The organism is Paenibacillus sp. M-152 (assembly GCF_003856555.1).
Classification (GTDB): domain Bacteria; phylum Bacillota; class Bacilli; order Paenibacillales; family Paenibacillaceae; genus Paenibacillus; species Paenibacillus polymyxa_C.
In genome coordinates this window covers 1,288,932-1,306,912 of record NZ_CP034141.1, presented here as the reverse complement: position 1 = coordinate 1,306,912, position 17,981 = coordinate 1,288,932, and the positions used below count along the sequence as shown (strand labels likewise).

The following is a 17,981-nucleotide window of genomic DNA, read 5'->3' as shown; positions in this document are numbered from 1 at the left end:
CTTAATATATATAATTCATGATGCACCGGCAAATGAGCCGTTATACAGCTGTTATTTTGTTATTACCCAAATTTTAAGGAACCTTCACTTCATGTTCGGGAAGATTGCGATGTGCCTTTCTCCCCTTGAGTAGCCACAACTCTGGTGTATCCTGTACACCATCTACTCGCATACTAAATGCCCTCGATGGTAAATTGCGTATACGGAGCAATAGACGGTTTCCGTCTGCTGCTGCATCCACAAGCTCTAGCAGTGTTAGTGAATCATTTGTTAGCTTGCGGTTCAAAGCGGGAGTTGAATCTGCGTTGTCCTCACGGCTCCAAATACGCAGCTCATCTAAAGACGGCGTAGTAATTCGCTTGCTGAAAGAAATAACCACCTCATCTTCGGCTGAACGTTCCGCCCTAAGAGGTATTGGAGGCTCATCGTACATGTAGCCTCCCAGATGATATTCATAGGCAGTCCAGGCGTTGTAGTCGCCCTCCAGGGCGGTAGCCCCGAACTGTCGCGTCCACTTGCGGTCTCGAACCATCCGCGCAAGTGAACCGATATCTGCCTGCACTCCGAGGGACAGGTCCGGATAAGCGGCGCGTATGGACTGCGCGATACGAGCATAGCCGTGAATATACTGTGGCGGCAGACGGCGGCGCATCCAGTCCGGCCAATGGGTCTGGAGTACGTGCATATCCGGAGCTACGCTCCCGATCATGGCTACCGCATCCAGGCCCTGCCATTCCCGCAGCTGACCGGGAATATCGCCACGCCCACTCACAGCGAGCGACCATGTCGCCACGCAGATGTCCGGCCGGACATCACGCACACCGCCTGCGCCGTTCACCAGCTCATGGATGAGCCCATTCACGGCGTTAACGCGCAGATCGACCCACTGCGCGTACAGATTGGGGACCTTCCGGTAGTAATTCCGCGCATGCTTATCGCGGAAATTTGGAATGTTCTCACCGCAGCGTGCACGGAAGGCACGCTGTGCATGTGGCCCAATATCCCCGTACACTCCACTGCGCAGCCCGTTCCATTCGGGGAAATAAGGCTCCGCCACCTCAAAGCCGTCAAACGGAATATCGGTGACGAGCCGGGCAGCGGCTTTCTTTTTCCATTCCACATATTCGTGGGCAAAATGCGAAAGCCGCTGAAAGCCGTCGTTGGGCTCGCGCAGCAACTCCATACGCCATTCCTTCCACGCTGGCGGCAGCTGGGACACGCCAAAAGAACCGTTGCCCAGCACCATCGCCCACACCGCGATGCCTCTGCGCTGAAAAGCAGCAACAAGCGCTCCATCCACTTCATTTTCACGTACAACAAAATAATGCACGGTCTGGTAGCCCGCAAGGGCGATCTCATCCGCTATGCTATCCCGCGACCGATTGGCGTAATAGGGAAACAACGGATCAATTTGAATACTGGGACCGTTCAGAGCCCAGGGTTTCATTTTTCCGATTTGTGCTATAGAGTCTGTCGATTCGGATCGCTCATCTCTCTTATTGTCCAATTCGATCCACCTCCGTCACTCACGTTTTTCCGATACTTGCTCAGAATCTACAGGTTTGGGCTATATGTTCCTAATGGTTCGCCTATGTTACCATATTTCGCAAATGGGGTGAAATGCAGCAGCTACTGTTTCATCATTAGCGTTCAGAGGTATTGGAATAACGAGTCAGGTTTAGCTTATGAACGGAATGGGAGGAATAGTCAATGGCAGAGCAGAGATTGCAAGGAAAGATAGCAGTGGTCAGCGGTGGAGGTTCAGGAATCGGTAAAGCAACCGCAATTCGTTTTGCAGAACAAGGCGCCAAGGTGGTCTTGCTGGATCGGACACCCGAGCATGCAGAGGAAACCAAAGCAATCATTGAACAGGTTGGCGGTGAAGCACTTGTGCTGGAATGTGATATTTCCAAGCCAGACATGATTCAGCAGGGGTTCGCTAAAGTCGCGGAGACATACGGGAAGCTGGATATCGTATTCGCCAACGCAGGCATTAATGGCACCATGGCCCCTATTGAGACCATGGAGCTGGAAGAATGGGACCACACGATGAACATTAATCTACGCGGCACCTTCGCTACCGTTAAATATGCCGTTCCATACCTGAAGGAACGCGGCGGCAGCATTATCATCACCAGCTCCATCAACGGTAACCGAACCTTTTCGGGTATTGGGTTCTCAGCTTACGCTTCCACCAAAGCGGCTCAGGTTGCTTTTATGAAAATGGCAGCGCTGGAGCTGGCACGTTACAAAATTCGGGTTAACGCGATATGCCCAGGAGCCATCGACACGAAAATTGATGATAACACGTACCCTACCGAAGACTTGAAGAAGGTACAAATTCCAGTCGAATTTCCGAAGGGCGGAGAGCATCCGCTGGAGGATGCTCCCGGTGAGCCAGAGCAAGTCGCCAATCTGGTTCTGTTTCTCGCCTCAGATGAATCATCTCATGTATCGGGTACGGAGATCTATGTAGACGGAGCAGAATCGCTGCTGCGCTAAGCATAAAGGGGATCGTTGTCCCCATATAAACTACTGTTTAGGCATTCCTAGCAGCCTTATCCCAAGTCATTACTAGTGGAAAAGGCTGCTTTTGCATGACTTGTGCATCGTTTCACAACAATTCTATAGCGCCCTGTCAGCACCATGCACAGCTCCTTTGCGAAGGCGGACATACAATCTCCCTCCTGGCAGCACCTCAAACAACAACATCAGAAGAGAAAAGAACAGCAGTGCAATGGCCTCTTCTGCCAAAATATAAACAGGGTATGGTCCCAAAACATCCAGTATCGATGGTGTCGACGGCTTTCCGGTCAGAAACATGTAGTTGGCACCGAGAGCACGGTCTACAATCCACACCATCAACGCCAAGCCATTGAGAAATAGCATAACTTTCCTTACACCCTTCCACGTCGGTCGGAGCCCTGCGATCCAGGTCATATATAGGGCAGCCAAAATAATAGCACTATGAGCTACGAAAAAATGGATAAAACGATAGTGAGGAAAGGCATAAGCCAAATTAGGCGTGAGTACGGCTTGAAGCGCTCCTCCAATTCCGGCAAAAAGGACCACCGGGTATAACCAGCGGCTGCGGAAAATAAGCATGAGGATGGACAACAGCAGTGTCACACTGCACAGCTCTAAGGGCAATGATGTCTGGACATCCCAAATATGCTGTGCCACATACCATATATTCAAAGTCACCTCTGAGAGAACGAGGACCGTAATTAATAGCCAGCGAATTCCCTTACTTACAGGCTTATTCGACCGAATCCAGCCCCGCGTTAGCCACAGCAACACAGCGCATACAATGAGTCCCAGTATAGCCAAACCATGTGACGGAGTAAAAGCCTCGAACCCTTCCGGCGCGTACGCATCGAACCAAGACCCTGACCATAGCCAGTCCATAGAATGCCCCCTTCGATCTCTTTCTTTTTTCGCACCTTCTATTTTATACCAAATAGTCGAATATGTTCTAGCCATCTTTCTTGCTTGTTCAATACCTTAACCTTTATGATAAAAGATATTATATTCAAAGGAGAACACTCATGCCGATTAATCGCCGACTAATTACAGATCAGGATTTCAGCGAGGCACTGGAACGTCATCTTCGTATCCGGGTATTTCAAGATGACCAATTGATTGGCTCAGGCGGGACTATAATCCGTTTTGACGATCAAACCATCGTTGTGCAGTCTAGCGTCAGTGATCTGGCTTACCATCCCAGAAAACAATGTGAGTTTTTTGAAATTAGAAAATAGCCACCACGCACCGGAGAACCCGTTTGCTTCGTTTTCCGGTGTGTAGCGGCTAAGTTTTATGGGTATGCATCATGTCTCACATGACGGTTTTAGTTATAGTTGATTCCACGTGTTTTCATCATGAGTTTATTCGTAAGCACTTTCAAGTCCTCGGAAGAGGATGAAATTTCCTGCATAATAGCCGTCTCCTCATGAGCAGCCGTATAAATTTTGTGAGCACCTTCAGAGAACGCCCCTGACATTTGCTGAATACGATGAATCTGCTCAAAGGTTTGATCCACCCGATTCGTCTGCTCTGTTACAGCTTCTTCCATAGTACGAATGCTTTCGACAAATTCACGTACAATAGCGTTCAAACGGTTCAGCGTCTGATCGACAGAGCTTGTCCGTTCCGCCTCAGCACTGACCAAAGACGTTTGCTGATGCATCAACTCCACAGTCTCTACGATTTGTGACTGTACACGGCTAACGATAGCATTAATTTGCTGTACAGACTCCGTACTTTGGGCGGCAAGTGCGCGAATTTGGTGTGCTACTACAGCAAAGCCGTTCCCTTCTTCTCCCGCACGTGCCGCTTCTATGGAAGCATTCAGCGCCAACAGATGGGTCTGTTCGGCAATATCCTTCACGGTGCTTGTAATCGCTTCAATTTGTGAAGCTTCTTTTTCCAGTCGTGCAATCACCTGCTGGGAACGACTATGTGAAGCTGTCAGCTCTCCCATTCCATCCATCAGGGATGAAAATACAGTCTGCGTCGAATCCACTGAATGCTCCATATGGCCTGACAATTCCAGCATATGTCCCGATTTGCTACGCATCATTTTAAAATCGCCCAGCATTCGATCCGCTGTTTTAATTGATTGGGCAGATGCTTGCTTTTGCTGCTCCACGCCATCCAAAATATCTTCTACCACCGTAGACATGGACTCGATTTGCGCCGTAGCTTGTACAATAGCCAAGCTCAGATTTTCTGCACTTTGCGAAGTTGTTCTGGTGCTATACGAGATCTCATTGAACATATCTTTAATGTTCAGCATCAGATGCCGAAATGCATCGTACAACACTTTGATTTCATCATCTGAACGGCGCTCTGGAATTACGACAGACAGGTTGCCCGACGAAGCTTCCTCTGCCGCCTTGGCCAATCTAACAATTGGCCGTGTAAGTAATTTTGAGATCAACCAGCCCAAAATGCCACTCCACAGGACACCCAATAACAAAATGATCGAGGTGTATACCCATTCCTGTGTACCATGAGCAAGCCAGTCCTTGAGTACAAAAATAAAAAAAGCGCTTGTTCCATAGGTTATTGCTGAAATTGAGACAAATGCAGTAACCATTTTCGTACCTAGTGACATCTTCATGTACTGTAGCCCACCCCAAAAAACTCAAATTTGATTCCATTTTACCATAAAATTGCTACATTTCTAGTAGTATTTTTCACAGACACCTATATTTATAAGCATAAAGATGCAGAGCCTTAAGTCCCCTGACCTAACTACAAAAACAACATGCTATTCAGGCAGCAAACTGCGTCAAAAAAAGTGGACGAATCGCGCTGCCGCTTACGTTCAGGCCATTCGTCACATCTAAATCGATCTATTTCTTTGTAATCTCATTTTCCATCATTGAGAATAACTGTCATCCTTTTGTTTAACAACTGCCTTTTTAACCGCTTCAATTGTGTCTATTTGGTGACTGTTTTTTTCCAGTACAGTAAACTCCCATGATCCGCTGGTCAGCTTGTCTCCTTGCTGGATATCAAAACGTTCTGAAAGCATCCAACCGCCAATCGTATATACGTCCCCGGCCTCAATATCTGTCTCCAAGCGCCGATTGACCTCATGGATAAGCGCCTGTGATTTGAGTATGTAACGATGATCATCTGTTTTTGTAATGAGTGGTGTTAGCGCTGCGGGGGTTTCGGTATCCGTATAGGAAGGAATGTCTCCAACAATCTCTTCCATAATGTCCTCTAGGGTGACAAGCCCCGACGTTCCACCATATTCATCCACCAGCACCGCTACTGGAATACGTCGTTTTTGCATCTGAATCAGCAGATCCCGAGCCTGCACCGTCTCAATCACCTGAAGTACCGGATGAATGTAAGAAGCCATCGTTGTATTTCCTGTGCTATGCCCACGGGCCAAATCATGCAGAGCTTCCTTAACGCGAATCATCCCGATAATACGATCCCGGTCCCCATGTTCAGCTACAGGCAGAAAATTGTAGACCTTGTCCTCGATCAGCTCCATAAACTCGGCTACTGTTGCCTGATGAGAGATGGAACGGATGTGGATGCGTGGTACCATAATTTCCTGCGCCGCACGGTCATCAAAATCAAATACATTATTCAGGTATCGATATTCTGTCGGTGTAATTTCACCACTACGAAAGCCTTCAGATAACGCTAGTCGAAGCTCAGCTTCACTGAGTGCTGCATCTTCTTCAGATACCTTTTTCAGCCCAAAAAGCCCCGTAATGACACGTGAAGAACGACTGAGCACCCAGTTCAGGGGATACGTTATTTTATAGAATACCGTAATCGGACGGGCAAAAAACAATGCCATCGGTTCGGCAATTTGTATGGCAAAGGTTTTGGGTACCAGTTCCCCGACGACCACCTCGAAATAGGTCAAAATCAGAAAAGCCAGCAAAAAGGAGAGTACTCCCGTTAGTCCAGCCGGAATATGCGCCAACACAAACAGGGGATGTAGCAGCTTCTCAACTGTAGATTCCCCTAACCAGCCTAGCGCCATTGAAGTTAGTGTTGTACCAAGCTGACAAGCGGATAAGTACTCATCAAGCCGAGACAGAATATTTTTAACGGCTTTCGCGTTTTTATTACCCTCTGAGGCCAATTGATTGATACGAGATACCCGCACACGAATAATGGAATACTCTGAGGCCACAAAAAAAGCAGTTAAGGTGATAAGTAAAATAACTAGAATGATATTTATCGTTTCCATAGCCCTCTCTTACTCCGTTGATGACGAAGCAAGAAGCACCCCCTTTGACATTCATTTTTGGATGGAATCATAACAAGAGTAATGATGTCCATAATCGTGTATTACCCAAAAATGACAAGGATGTAGACTATGTACGACTTGGTTAACGAATCGCCAGTGGACTCTTTTGCACAATATCTATCCATTGATCAGCTATCAACTGATGCCCAACCGCTGTCGGATGAACCCCGTCATGCAGCCAATAGGAGGCGTCCGCTTTGGTAGCAGCTTCGTTCAACATGCTCTGGAGCGGCACAAATACGGCCCCATATTTGTCGGCAAGTTGACGTACAATACGCTGGTAGCCCGTTATTTTTTCTTGCCAAATGTCCCAGCGCGCCTCGGTAGCTCCCGTTTTCAAAATAAACGGCTCACACAGCACCAGCCCGGTATCAGGCATCACTTCACGTGTCTCCTCCAGCAGGTGGCAATAGGCTCGTTCAAATCGGTCCGTCACCCCGGACGGCTCCTGCTCCACAATCCGCCAGGCATCGTTCACTCCGATTAGAATACTCAGCAAGTTCGGCTGTAGACTAAACGTGTCTTCATTCCAACGTGCATACAAATCCGAAACCCGATCCCCCGAAACTCCCCGGTTGACAAATTCCGGCTGTGTATCAGCCAGTCGACTCCCAAGTGCCCCAGCGATCAGATACACATAGCTCTGACCCAGCCAATGGTTCGCGTCCTCATTCCGTCCCCTTCCTCCGTCTGTAATGGAATCTCCTTGAAAAAGAATACGTGTGTGTCCTGTACTCGACATTTTCGATTGTCCTCCTCGTAATTTCCAATAATACCCTTATCATACCTCGTATTTTCCGAATTGGAAAGCGGTTTCAGGAATTGGGAGAGTTATAGCTACTACTCAGGTGGAATGGTGCTTTCCATTGCTTGTACAGCACCATTCCACCTACTCCGTTTTTATGTTGATTTTTCGATTTCAGACCGCTCGGTACTTACACACCTCGCGAAAATTGCAGCCCCCGCATACTCTGCGAGAAGGCATCGGTGTGAAGAAAGACTCGGGCTTGGGTCGATTATAGTAATCGTCATCAAGGCAGGACTTCATTTCCTCGATGTAACGTCCTACATTGCCAACTACCTTTTCGATATCCTCTGGTGTGGGGCGATATACTTCATGCTCTCCTGTCATCAAATACTCTACCCGTACCTCAATCTTCTCCAAAGGAAGCTGATAATGCTCCTGCACATAGGAAGCATACAAAAATAACTGGTCGGAGAAGTCGCCTTCCTTACCTGTTTTCCAATCTACAATAACCATGTCTCCGTTGTCTCTACGATAGAGCAAATCCATTTTGACATATACTTTTGTCTCATGTAGGAGCATCGTATCCCATTTTTCCACCTCAACAATTCGGGCTTGGCCCTGTTGCAGCTCACGCCAAACCGCGGTACGGTACAAATTGTGTACCACCGCGTGCTGCCGCTCCTTAATCCGGGCAATCCGTTCCGGAAGCACTTCATCATCATAATAAATCTCTGCCAGCATGACCCGATTTTTGGGATCTTGCAGCCATAGCTCACGGTGCAACGATTCCTTGTAGCTGTCATTCAACATGTTCTTCATAGCGGTCTCCAGAAATGCTGTACGCGGGACAGCCCCTTTTTCCATCCACCCGCGTATGACCGATTCACACATTTGGTGTGTAATATTCCCGAATAAAATATATAAGTTGCTCAGTTGCTTAAGCCGATACAACGTAACTTGTTCTTCAGTGCCCTGTGCCGAATTCCAGCCATTATGCGAGCCGTAATAATGATAATAGTATTTGCGTAAGCATTCGTCGAACGTTTGGGCCCTCGATTGTGAATAGGACCAGGACGGATATATTGCCATGACAGGCCCTCCTTCATTAGAACTTCCATCTCTTTATTATAACGCATGCCTAAGCTGTATCGGTCATAAAAACGACAAAAGACTTTAACCCATAGGTTAAAGTCTTTGACTGACTAGTTAGTATTCTCGCTACGAGTCCGTTCAGCATTGATCAATTCACTTACATTAACAGCACCATCCTCACGGACGTTGACTACGAGTACTGGAGTTCCCAGCATTCCGCTAATCCACTCCTTGTAATCATCCACATGATCATTGGGAAGAATCGTCAAAATCACACCAGCAAAGCCACCACCATGTACCCTGCATGCGCTATTATCAATTGATTTTAAATACATTTCCGTTAAAGCCAGGGCAACCGATACGTCTTGTTCCCGATCAATCCCACTTCTATATACATTCTGTAGCCATTTCCATGAAGAATTACCGGATTCGGTGATGAGCTTTAAGAAATCAGAAAAGCGCCCTTCCTCCAGCGATTTCACCTGCTCATCCACACGCTTATTTTCTTCAAAAAAATGCAAAGCACGAAGCACTGCCCGATCCCCAGCTTTTTCCCTGACCATCTTGAGATTGTCATACAGATTCTCAGGCGATAAGTCACGGCAAACCGAAGCGCCCAAAGACTGAGCCACTGCACGCATTTCGTTCGGCACCGCTGCGTAATCATCGGTTAAATCAGCATGATTTCCACCTGTATTTACAATAACCAGGGAGTAGCCATTTTGTTCAAAATTCCAATGGACTGGATTGATGATCGGTTCCTTGGGATTTTCAAAATCAATGGAAATCAAACCGCCATATGCGCAAGCCATCTGATCGAGCAGCCCTGAAGGCTTGTTCCAATAGACGTTTTCCGCATACTGACCAATTTTGGATTTAGCAACAGTATCTAACGCTCCCTCGTTATAAAAATGATTTAATATCGTGCATATCAACATTTCAAACGAAGCGGAAGAGCTTAATCCTGAAGCAGAGAATACATTACTTGATATATAAGCTTGGAAGCCTCCGATACGATACCCGAATTCAAGCAAACCAGCTGCAATACCACGGATCAGCAACATCGTACCGTCATCCTCCGGTTTTGGCGCCAAGTCGTTTAAATCAATGACGTATTTCGTTTTGTAGCCTTCAGAAAAGAATGTTATAACGGATTCCTCTACTTTAGCAGCTACAGCGATCGTATCAAGTGTAATACTGCCTGCCAGCACCTTCCCGTGGTTGTGGTCTGTATGATTCCCTCCAATTTCGCAGCGCCCCGGAGCACTAAACAATTCAATATCCCCTACACCAAAATGCTCCTGATACGCCTGTATAAGTGATTGATATCGAGAGGTTTGCTCGGAAATTTGTTGTTGGCCGTACATCCGTGCGAGAACAATCTGTCCCTCGCTAGAATTCAATAGCTCCATATCTTTCATCGTATATCCCCCTACTTGTATGTCTGTTTCCACGCAGAATGATGCTTTAATTATCTCAATTTTCCGTGTGTAAAAGTATGGCACAATTTTAATCTGTAAGCGCTTATTTTAATCGCTTTTATGAGCATTTTACCAATATAACTAAAAAAGAACCAGCCCCTAATCCGGGCTGGTTCCTGTATTTACACCTGATTCATTCCATACACTAACCGTTAAGAAGAAGAATGGTGTTCTGGATTTCTTTTTTAATCGCGTTTCAGCACATATTCTCCAGCATTGTTACGAGTTACAGTAGCGCCAAGTGCCTCTGCAACAGATTTGAAAGGAACATACAATGTGCCATATTCATCCGTATATGGAGCTTGCGGCAACGTCAATGTGCTTCCTTCCAGTACAGCCTGCTTGGAGCCACTTTTTAGCTTAATCGTCTTACCAGTAATATCATCAATTACAGTTGTTTGTTTGGCAGCCGCATCCCATTTTAATTCTGAGCTCAATTCGCCTGTCAGTTCACGCAATGGGATGAAAGCCGTACCTCCACGATTCTCCAATACGTAGTAATCGTCTTTAGGATCGAAAATTGTTTCTACTTTTGTAATTTCCAAATCATTTTTTAAAATGTTGTAGATCGGAGAATTCGCTTCAAAATTGCGCAGTGTCGCTCCTGGTGTTAATTCAGCTTGTGCATTCAAGTCAATAACGCCGTTAGAAAGATCTACTTTATCGGCCGTTACACTACCATTGACGTTCCATGATTGGGTCTCGGTCAGAACGGTAAAGGACTTCACCGGAAGATCGTCTACATCTGGCAATGCAACTGTCAGGTCTGTCAGCGCTTTGCGAACATTTCCTTTTTCATCAAAATACATGTCGCTTTTCAGCACAGTGTTTGCACTCAGAACTGTTTTGATTTCAGGTGCCTCTGCATACATAGTGCTGACTCCTACATCATACTGTGCCACAGCCAAGTCCAAATACTTTTTAACCTCAGTGTAAGCCTCGTTGACCAGCTTTTCTTTGTTTTCATTCAGTTCTGTTGTTACTTTATCACTACCCTCAATTGCTATGCTGGAAGCGATAGTTTTAGTCATATCAATAGCTTGACCGATCAATTCTTTTAAGCCAGCTTCATCCTTGGCCAGATTCGCCAGGAATGGTTTTACCAATGCAACCAGTTCATCACCGCGCAGTTCTGTATGGAGACGAGTCAGTTTCACCTTGTCTTTTTCACCGTATACTTCTTCGGTTACAGACGTTGCAGAAATGGTCGAAGGGTTAGGGGCATGCTTGAGCATAAGTGCAGCGGCTGTTTTGGTCAGATCTCTCACGTCTTTGGAATATACATACGGATCAAACCCGGCAGGCAGACCACTCAAACTCTCTTGCGAGTTCAAAGATATGTAATAAGGTTTTTTGGCACCTTCCAGATGAATAGCCATACCTTGGCGATCCAAAGCAAGCTCAAATGGCAAATTATACTTATCAATATGCAAAGTACCCTTGGCGGAAGCAACTTCCTCCGATTGTACCTTGGCTTCATCTACAGTCACCGAAATCGAATTAATCAAATCTATGATTTGTTGATCTCCTTGCGTGATACCTTCTTTTGGAGTCAACTTAAGAGAAATTTTCTCCGTTGACTGCTGGGATTTCACATCAAGTGTTCCCAATAAATTTTTACTTACATCAAATCCGCCTACTGCCTGGCAACCTGTCAAAGCTACCATTAACAGAATAAGAGGGACGGCAATCCATTTTTTTATATTCATATTAATCCCCTTTCAAGATATTTCCGTTATCTCTTCTATTATCTCAGTGTTGATACGCATTGTAAATGAGTAGAATGGAAAATAGAGCTAGTTATTTAGGATCAATTTTCAGCCTGAAGCATCCGGTAAGCCAGAAGTGCCATTTCCAGACAGCGACGTTTGTCAGAGTCTGCCAAATTCCCTTCTACGATTTCATTAATTTTATCCAGCCGATTATAAAGAGTCTGCCTATGAATATACAAAATTCCGGCGGTATCACGCTTGGAGCCATGGCATTGAAAGTAGGCATCCAGGGTATCCAGAAGCTGCATATGATGCTCACGATCATGCGCAATCAACTCACCCAAATGGTCCTGTACAAATTCTTGTAGAAAAGGAATTCGAGGCACCGCCTTCAACAATTGATAGATTCCGATGCTGTCGTAAAATAGCCGATCCTTCATGACCGGGACGCTTCGCGCGACTTCAATGACCTGATATGCCTCTTCAAAACTGCGGTCCGTCCCTGTCATGCGGTGCCTTACCTTACCAAAGCCTGCATGAATGCGCACTTTATCAAGCTGTCCTGCGGCATAGTTCTGAATATATTGAACCGTATGGGCCAGCACTTTTTTCATCTGCGCTATGGAACGCAGCGTTAATTCCTCCTTTGCACAAAGGATGTAGCATTGACTTCCCTTCATCATCAACAGATTGTGCAACGCTTCTTTTTTCAACAGAGAACGAAGCAGCACTAATACATCCTGATTGATGGATTCCTTGCGCACCTGACTTGCGTCCTTGTCCTGATGCTCTACCTCGATGACTCCTGCCCAAAATAAATACCGCCCCTTCGTTAACAATCGCAGTCCCATCCGGGTCTGGGCCTGTTCTTCATTGGGAAGCTGGCCGTTCAATACATCCTGAATCAGTTCATTTTGATTACGTAGCAATCGGTCTTCAAGAAACTGTGTTCTCAGTACCAATGTAGCAGCTGCCTTGGCTGTGTAATCAATGAGCAGCGACATTTCTTCCGTCGGCATTTCATTATGCAGTACTACACCTACAGCGGAAAACACCTGACCGAAGCATACAACAGGCTGAAACAAGACAGCAGTGGATTCATTCAGGTGAAACAGCAGGTGCCCTTCACGATCGGCAGTCATACTTGTTTCCACTTCATGGGCATAAAAATCTGCAATATGGTCTGCCACATCCGGCTGGACGGAGGGTACAAATCGATTGGTATCAATGGAGGACATGTAGATGACCTGCCGGGCAGCATAGTCATGAAGCACACGCAAGAGGGCGTTCATATCGGTGCTGCGTAGGGTTTCCTGCTGAAGCTGACGTGAAAATCGCTCCAGATCTTTTAATAGTTCATGATGTCGGTTAATAAGTAGAGAGTGAATATCTTGTGTAATTTCAACAAAACGCACCGGCTGCTCAAATACGATGACCGGGAAGTGATGCTGTTCCGCCAACTCCAGTATTTCAGGGGGGATCTCATAGATGCTCGTGCCCAGCTCCACACACAATCCCGCGGCTTCCGAGCGGATCAGCTGCTCCATATACTCGGCGCGCTCTTCCCCCTTCCGGATTAACCACAGGCCGGTCGTCAAAATCAGGTCATGACGGCTCACAAAGGGGGATACATTTGTGATTTCTAGCACATGAACCCAACCCACACGGCGATTTACGCCCTGTTCCCCCGCTGCCAGCTTCGCCCGCCGGAAAACAGGACGTTCCAGCACATCCGCAATGGTAAATGTTTTTTTACCTTTCATCGGCATTCTCCTTATGTGTATGTTTCTATGTCATTTTATATGACATATATTCATCAAAAAGTCGAGCCTTTAAGTCAGATAATCCGACAAAATGTATGATGCGAAGGAGTCGCTCCCCTTGTAAACTGTACCTAATCTAACACGAATTGCATTTATCGGCTTGAGTCCATGTAACTAATCAGCAGACTGCACAAATGATAGTGCCATTTTCTGCACTCGTTTGGTCGTATCCAACACTAAAACATAGCAGACATAGCTGCCCTAGAACAATGCTTGGCTGTTGGATAACACGATCAACAAACATTGATTCTGCAGCGTAGCTGCCCTAAAAACAATCATTTGCCGTTGGATAACAATTATTTTTAGGAGAGGTGAGACGAATGAGAATTGGGGTTCCGAAAGAGATTAAAAACAATGAAAATCGTGTCGCTCTGACACCTGCGGGTGCTGCTCAAATGATTCAACACGGACATCAAGTGTTTGTAGAAAGCCATGCAGGGGTTGAAAGCGGCTTTACAGACGGAGATTATGCCACTGCGGGTGCTACCCTGGTGCAGCAAGCCGCAGATGTGTGGTCCCAGGCGGATCTGATTATCAAAGTAAAAGAGCCGCTCCCCTCTGAATACGGGTATTTTCGGCCAGGTTTGATTTTGTTCACCTATCTGCATCTGGCTGCCGAGCCCGCACTGGCCCGGGCTTTAACAGACAACGGCGTAGCCGCCATTTCCTATGAGACGCTAGATGTGGAAGGAAGCTTACCGCTACTTACCCCCATGAGCGAGGTTGCAGGCCGAATGGCTGTACAAATCGGAGCACAGCTGTTGGAAAAACCAAAAGGCGGTAAAGGCATCCTACTGGCAGGTGTGCCGGGGGTCAAACGCGGTAAAGTGACTATTATTGGGGGAGGGGTGGTCGGCACCAATGCTGCCAAGGTCGCTATCGGTCTCGGGGCAGATGTGACACTAATCGATCTGAGCCTGCCAAGATTGCGCCAACTGGACGATATTTTTGGCAATCAGCTCCATACGCTGGTGTCCACCCCCTCCAACATTGCTGAAGCCGTGGCGCAAAGTGATTTGCTGATCGGTGCTGTCCTGATTACCGGTGCCAAAGCCCCGCGGCTTGTCACAGAGGCCATGGTGCAGACGATGCAACCCGGTTCAGTCATCGTCGATGTCGCCATTGACCAAGGTGGCATTGTTGAGACGATTGACCACATCACGACACATGATCAGCCAACCTATGTAAAGCATGGCGTCATTCACTATGCAGTGGCGAACATGCCAGGCGCGGTACCGCAAACCTCTACGCTCGCTCTGACCAACGCAACGCTCCCCTTTGCTCTCCAACTTGCAGATCTTGGTGTGCAAGAGGCGCTTCGCAGAAGCAAGCCGCTGCTTAGCGGTGCCAATGTCCTGAATGGACATATCACCTACGAAGCAGTCGCCCGTGATCTGGGGTATCCTTATGTTCCTGTGGAACAGGCATGGCAGACCAAAACCTTACAATAGAAAAAAGCAGCACAAAGAACCATACACTTTTCCCAGTAGGGATTGAAGTGTATGGTTCTTTGTATGCTAACTACATCTAACATATTTAACCGCATTTAGACGGCTTCTGACGAAAGGAACATTTGGAGACGGCGATAAATATCCGTGATTTCTTCCAACGACATGCGCACCAGTCCACTAGACGAAGGTGCCACAAATTCATGCATTTCGGGGATTAGCGGTTCAGGCTGGAATCCCCAATCTGCTTTGGATTTTTTACTATATTCGGTGTACACGCCTTTGCCGACAAAGCAAGCGACCTTCGGGCGGTACTCCATTAGCTTCGCATGCAGCTTCAGACGTCCTTCGGCGTACTCCTCTCGTGTGATGTCCTCCACTCCCCTAGTGGGACGAGAGACAATGTTGGTAAAACCGTAGCCTAGCTTTAGCAGCTCTCGATCTTCCGATGGATCGTATAAGCGAGGCGTCAAGCCGGCCCCCTCCAGTATGCGCCAAAAGCGGTTGCGCGGATTAGCGTAATGATGTCCTACCTCGCCTGATTTCAAGCTGGGATTAAAGCCGATAAATACAACGGATAATCCATAGTCGAGATGATCATCTACCTCGTGTAGTTCTGTCTCTGGTTCTGTCATCGGGCCCCTCCTTCCTCAAACCATATCCAGCGGCTGCTTCCTCGTTGGTGGAGGAAAAGCTTCGTCTATTTGTTGAAGTTGTTCAGGGGTGAGCTGAATGCTCGCCGCCGCTGCATTTTCTCGTACATGCGATTCTTGTACCGCCTTGGGAATTGCCCATACATCACCGTCCCGTATGACCCATGCGAGTGCGATTTGCGATGGAGTTACTCCGTGGCTGGCAGCAATGTCTACCATAACAGGATGGTCCAGCAGTCCTCGACGCAGGCGTCCCCCTTGAGCAATCGGGCAATAGACCATTACAGGTACACCATGCGTACGGCTCCAAGGAAGCAGATCATATTCGATACCTCGTGAAGCCGCGTGATACAGCACTTGGTTGACAGCACAGGCTTCGCCATTACTCAGGCTCCATAGCTCCTCCATATCGGACTTGTCCAGATTGGACACGCCCCAGCTACGGATTTTGCCTTGCTCACGCAGTTTTTCCATGCCTTGTATTGTTTCTTGCAGTGGAATATTTCCGCGCCAATGCAGCAGATACATATCCACGTATTCGGTTCCCATTCGGGTTAGGCTCGCTTCGCAGGCTTGAGCCAATCCTTGACGGTCCGCATGATGAGGGTAGGCTTTGCTGACGAGATACACATTATCCCGGCGGCCCCGAATGGCTTCCCCGACGATCTCTTCTGCGCCGCCCTCCGCATACATTTCAGCCGTGTCCACCAGCGTCATACCCAGCTCGAAGCCAAGTTGAAGCGCACGCACCTCCTCCTGCCGAAGTGAGGCTTTTTCGCCCATATTCCACGTCCCCTGCCCGATGAGTGGTACTTCACGACCGTCCGTCCATGTAATCGCACTTTTCTTATGTTGACTCAACTACATTCCCCCCTTAGGAGCCAGGTGTCACAGGCTTGTCAAATACATGACTCTGCGTCCAGTGCTGACCGCCATCCGAGGTGGTATATAGGATCGGGGCCTGCTCTGAATCCGAGAAAATAGCCCAGCCTTCCTTGGCATTGGCCATCCCGATTTGCTGATTGCCATACCCCTCAAAGCCTTGCTTGCCATTGTTCCACGTCTTGCCACCGTCAGTTGTCCAACCAATCGTATTAGGCTTGTCGCACGGTGCACAATAGCCTCCCATCAATGCGGTACTGCTGTTAACTGCATAGAGCATGCCTGGTGCCGTCCCTTCATTTTTGGGAACCTGATTGTCTTGCTGGCCAATACCCGGTGCCGGACCGCCACCAGCGGTGGAATTTGCCAGTACAGTGCGCCAGCTTTGTCCACTATCAGCCGTATGCCAAAGCGAATACGACGTCTGATTCATCCCCGTGTCTCCAACCAGCTCAATCCATGCGTTGCCCCGTTCTACCGAACGAATAGTTACTCCGTTCAGAGGCCCCTCGGTTGTCCGTGACATGACAGGGGTCCAATTTTGGCCCCCGTTAATGGTGTGTAAAATCTGGAATGAGCGTTCTGTGCTCTGAGTTACCGCCCAGCCGTTTTGCCGATCATGATAATATGGCTGTCCTACTATGTGGCTAGGTACGGGGAGCGGAGACCAGCTTTGTCCACCATCTTTGGTATATTGATTGCCACTGAATCCTTCCTTGGATGATACAAAGTGTAAAAAGCCCGCTTGTCCTTGCTCAGGCACAGTCCCGACAGCTTCCCAACGCTTGCCGCCATCGAGAGTTGCCAGCAGTGAACCGCTATCTTCCATAACAGCCCAGGCCTGCTGTCCATTCAAGGCAAAAATCTGTTGAACCGTACCTTTGCCTTGATACTGCACATTCCAAGCTGAACCGACTGAACCGGATGGAGCCGCATCTGTTCGGGCAATCCATCCATTACCGCCGATCCAGCCGGATTGGCCGTCGATTAATCGCAGCGCGGTAATATTGTCCATGCGGACCTTCGCTATACTAGCATCTGTCGTTGCTTGCCCTCCTGTCTCCACTGCTTTGCCAGTGCTGGACGGAGATGTGCTATTTTTACCGTCAGAAGTAGTCTGCTGTTCCGGTGTATCCACAGTGGCTCCCGAACCATTGACTTGTGACGCTGCAGAATCCTTTGGTTTGTTCTGAGCCGTTTGTCCTGTTTGTGAATTTGATTCACACCCCGCTGCTACTAGGGCTACGGCGAGCAAAAGCACCCAAACCGATGTTTTTTTCTTCATTTTGTTCATCCCCTTATGTTGTTGATATACTTGCTGCGCGGGTATGGTACTCACAGCAAAGCATATT

General features: G+C 47.7%; 15 protein-coding genes. 3 read left to right on the top strand and 12 right to left on the bottom strand.

What is annotated here, in order from left to right:
* Window positions 1-73: 73 nt before the first annotated feature.
* Window positions 74-1,507 (bottom strand): hypothetical protein, encoded by a 1,434-nt coding sequence (locus EGM68_RS05730; RefSeq protein WP_014599522.1) that lies wholly within the window; start codon window positions 1,505-1,507, stop codon window positions 74-76.
* A gap of 203 nt (window positions 1,508-1,710) precedes the next feature.
* Between EGM68_RS05730 and EGM68_RS05725 the strand changes: the two genes are divergently transcribed.
* A complete protein-coding gene (locus tag EGM68_RS05725) occupies window positions 1,711-2,502 on the top strand; it encodes an SDR family oxidoreductase (protein WP_013369705.1) in 792 nt (263 codons plus the stop codon).
* 123 nt (window positions 2,503-2,625) lie between these two features.
* Here EGM68_RS05725 and EGM68_RS05720 read toward each other — a convergent pair whose 3' ends face one another.
* A complete protein-coding gene (locus EGM68_RS05720; protein WP_013369703.1) occupies window positions 2,626-3,408 on the bottom strand; it encodes a YwaF family protein in 783 nt (260 codons plus the stop codon).
* Between the two features lie 140 nt (window positions 3,409-3,548).
* Here EGM68_RS05720 and EGM68_RS05715 point away from each other — a divergent pair, with 140 nt between their 5' ends.
* Window positions 3,549-3,761 carry a hypothetical protein gene (locus tag EGM68_RS05715; protein ID WP_013369702.1) on the top strand — a complete coding sequence of 71 codons (213 nt, stop codon included), beginning with the start codon at window positions 3,549-3,551 and terminating at the stop codon, window positions 3,759-3,761.
* Between the two features lie 89 nt (window positions 3,762-3,850).
* Here EGM68_RS05715 and EGM68_RS05710 read toward each other — a convergent pair whose 3' ends face one another.
* From EGM68_RS05710 to EGM68_RS05680, 7 genes are all read right to left on the bottom strand, one after another.
* Window positions 3,851-5,125, bottom strand: a complete 1,275-nt coding sequence (locus EGM68_RS05710) for a methyl-accepting chemotaxis protein (protein WP_013369701.1) — start codon at window positions 5,123-5,125, stop codon at window positions 3,851-3,853.
* A 261-nt stretch (window positions 5,126-5,386) separates the two neighbouring features.
* Window positions 5,387-6,730, bottom strand: a complete 1,344-nt coding sequence (locus EGM68_RS05705; RefSeq protein WP_013369700.1) for a hemolysin family protein — start codon at window positions 6,728-6,730, stop codon at window positions 5,387-5,389.
* Window positions 6,731-6,872: 142 nt separating this feature from the next.
* Entirely contained in the window at window positions 6,873-7,532 is a 660-nt protein-coding gene (locus EGM68_RS05700; RefSeq protein WP_040101980.1) for an SGNH/GDSL hydrolase family protein, read from the bottom strand.
* Between the two features lie 177 nt (window positions 7,533-7,709).
* Complete coding sequence (locus tag EGM68_RS05695) at window positions 7,710-8,627, bottom strand: PD-(D/E)XK nuclease family protein (protein WP_013369697.1); 918 nt, start codon at window positions 8,625-8,627, stop codon at window positions 7,710-7,712.
* Between the two features lie 113 nt (window positions 8,628-8,740).
* Entirely contained in the window at window positions 8,741-10,051 is a 1,311-nt protein-coding gene (locus tag EGM68_RS05690) for a galactokinase (protein WP_013369696.1), read from the bottom strand.
* A 245-nt stretch (window positions 10,052-10,296) separates the two neighbouring features.
* Window positions 10,297-11,820, bottom strand: a complete 1,524-nt coding sequence (locus EGM68_RS05685) for a copper amine oxidase N-terminal domain-containing protein (RefSeq protein WP_013369695.1) — start codon at window positions 11,818-11,820, stop codon at window positions 10,297-10,299.
* 101 nt (window positions 11,821-11,921) lie between these two features.
* Window positions 11,922-13,586, bottom strand: coding sequence for a PucR family transcriptional regulator (locus tag EGM68_RS05680; protein WP_013369694.1), 1,665 nt, complete (start codon window positions 13,584-13,586; stop codon window positions 11,922-11,924).
* 380 nt (window positions 13,587-13,966) lie between these two features.
* Between EGM68_RS05680 and ald the strand changes: the two genes are divergently transcribed.
* The gene (gene ald / locus EGM68_RS05675) at window positions 13,967-15,097 is read left to right on the top strand and encodes an alanine dehydrogenase (RefSeq protein WP_013369693.1); all 1,131 of its coding nucleotides are present in this window, start codon (window positions 13,967-13,969) and stop codon (window positions 15,095-15,097) included.
* A gap of 95 nt (window positions 15,098-15,192) precedes the next feature.
* Here the strand turns inward: ald and EGM68_RS05670 are convergent, their stop codons facing one another.
* The 3 genes from EGM68_RS05670 to EGM68_RS05660 are packed head-to-tail and all read right to left on the bottom strand — an operon-like array spanning window position 15,193 to window position 17,914.
* On the bottom strand, window positions 15,193-15,729 hold the full coding sequence (locus tag EGM68_RS05670) for a mismatch-specific DNA-glycosylase (RefSeq protein WP_013369692.1): 537 nt from the start codon (window positions 15,727-15,729) through the stop codon (window positions 15,193-15,195).
* A 15-nt stretch (window positions 15,730-15,744) separates the two neighbouring features.
* Complete coding sequence (locus EGM68_RS05665) at window positions 15,745-16,608, bottom strand: aldo/keto reductase (RefSeq protein WP_013369691.1); 864 nt, start codon at window positions 16,606-16,608, stop codon at window positions 15,745-15,747.
* A gap of 13 nt (window positions 16,609-16,621) precedes the next feature.
* Complete coding sequence (locus EGM68_RS05660) at window positions 16,622-17,914, bottom strand: WD40/YVTN/BNR-like repeat-containing protein (protein ID WP_013369690.1); 1,293 nt, start codon at window positions 17,912-17,914, stop codon at window positions 16,622-16,624.
* Window positions 17,915-17,981: the final 67 nt, after the last annotated feature.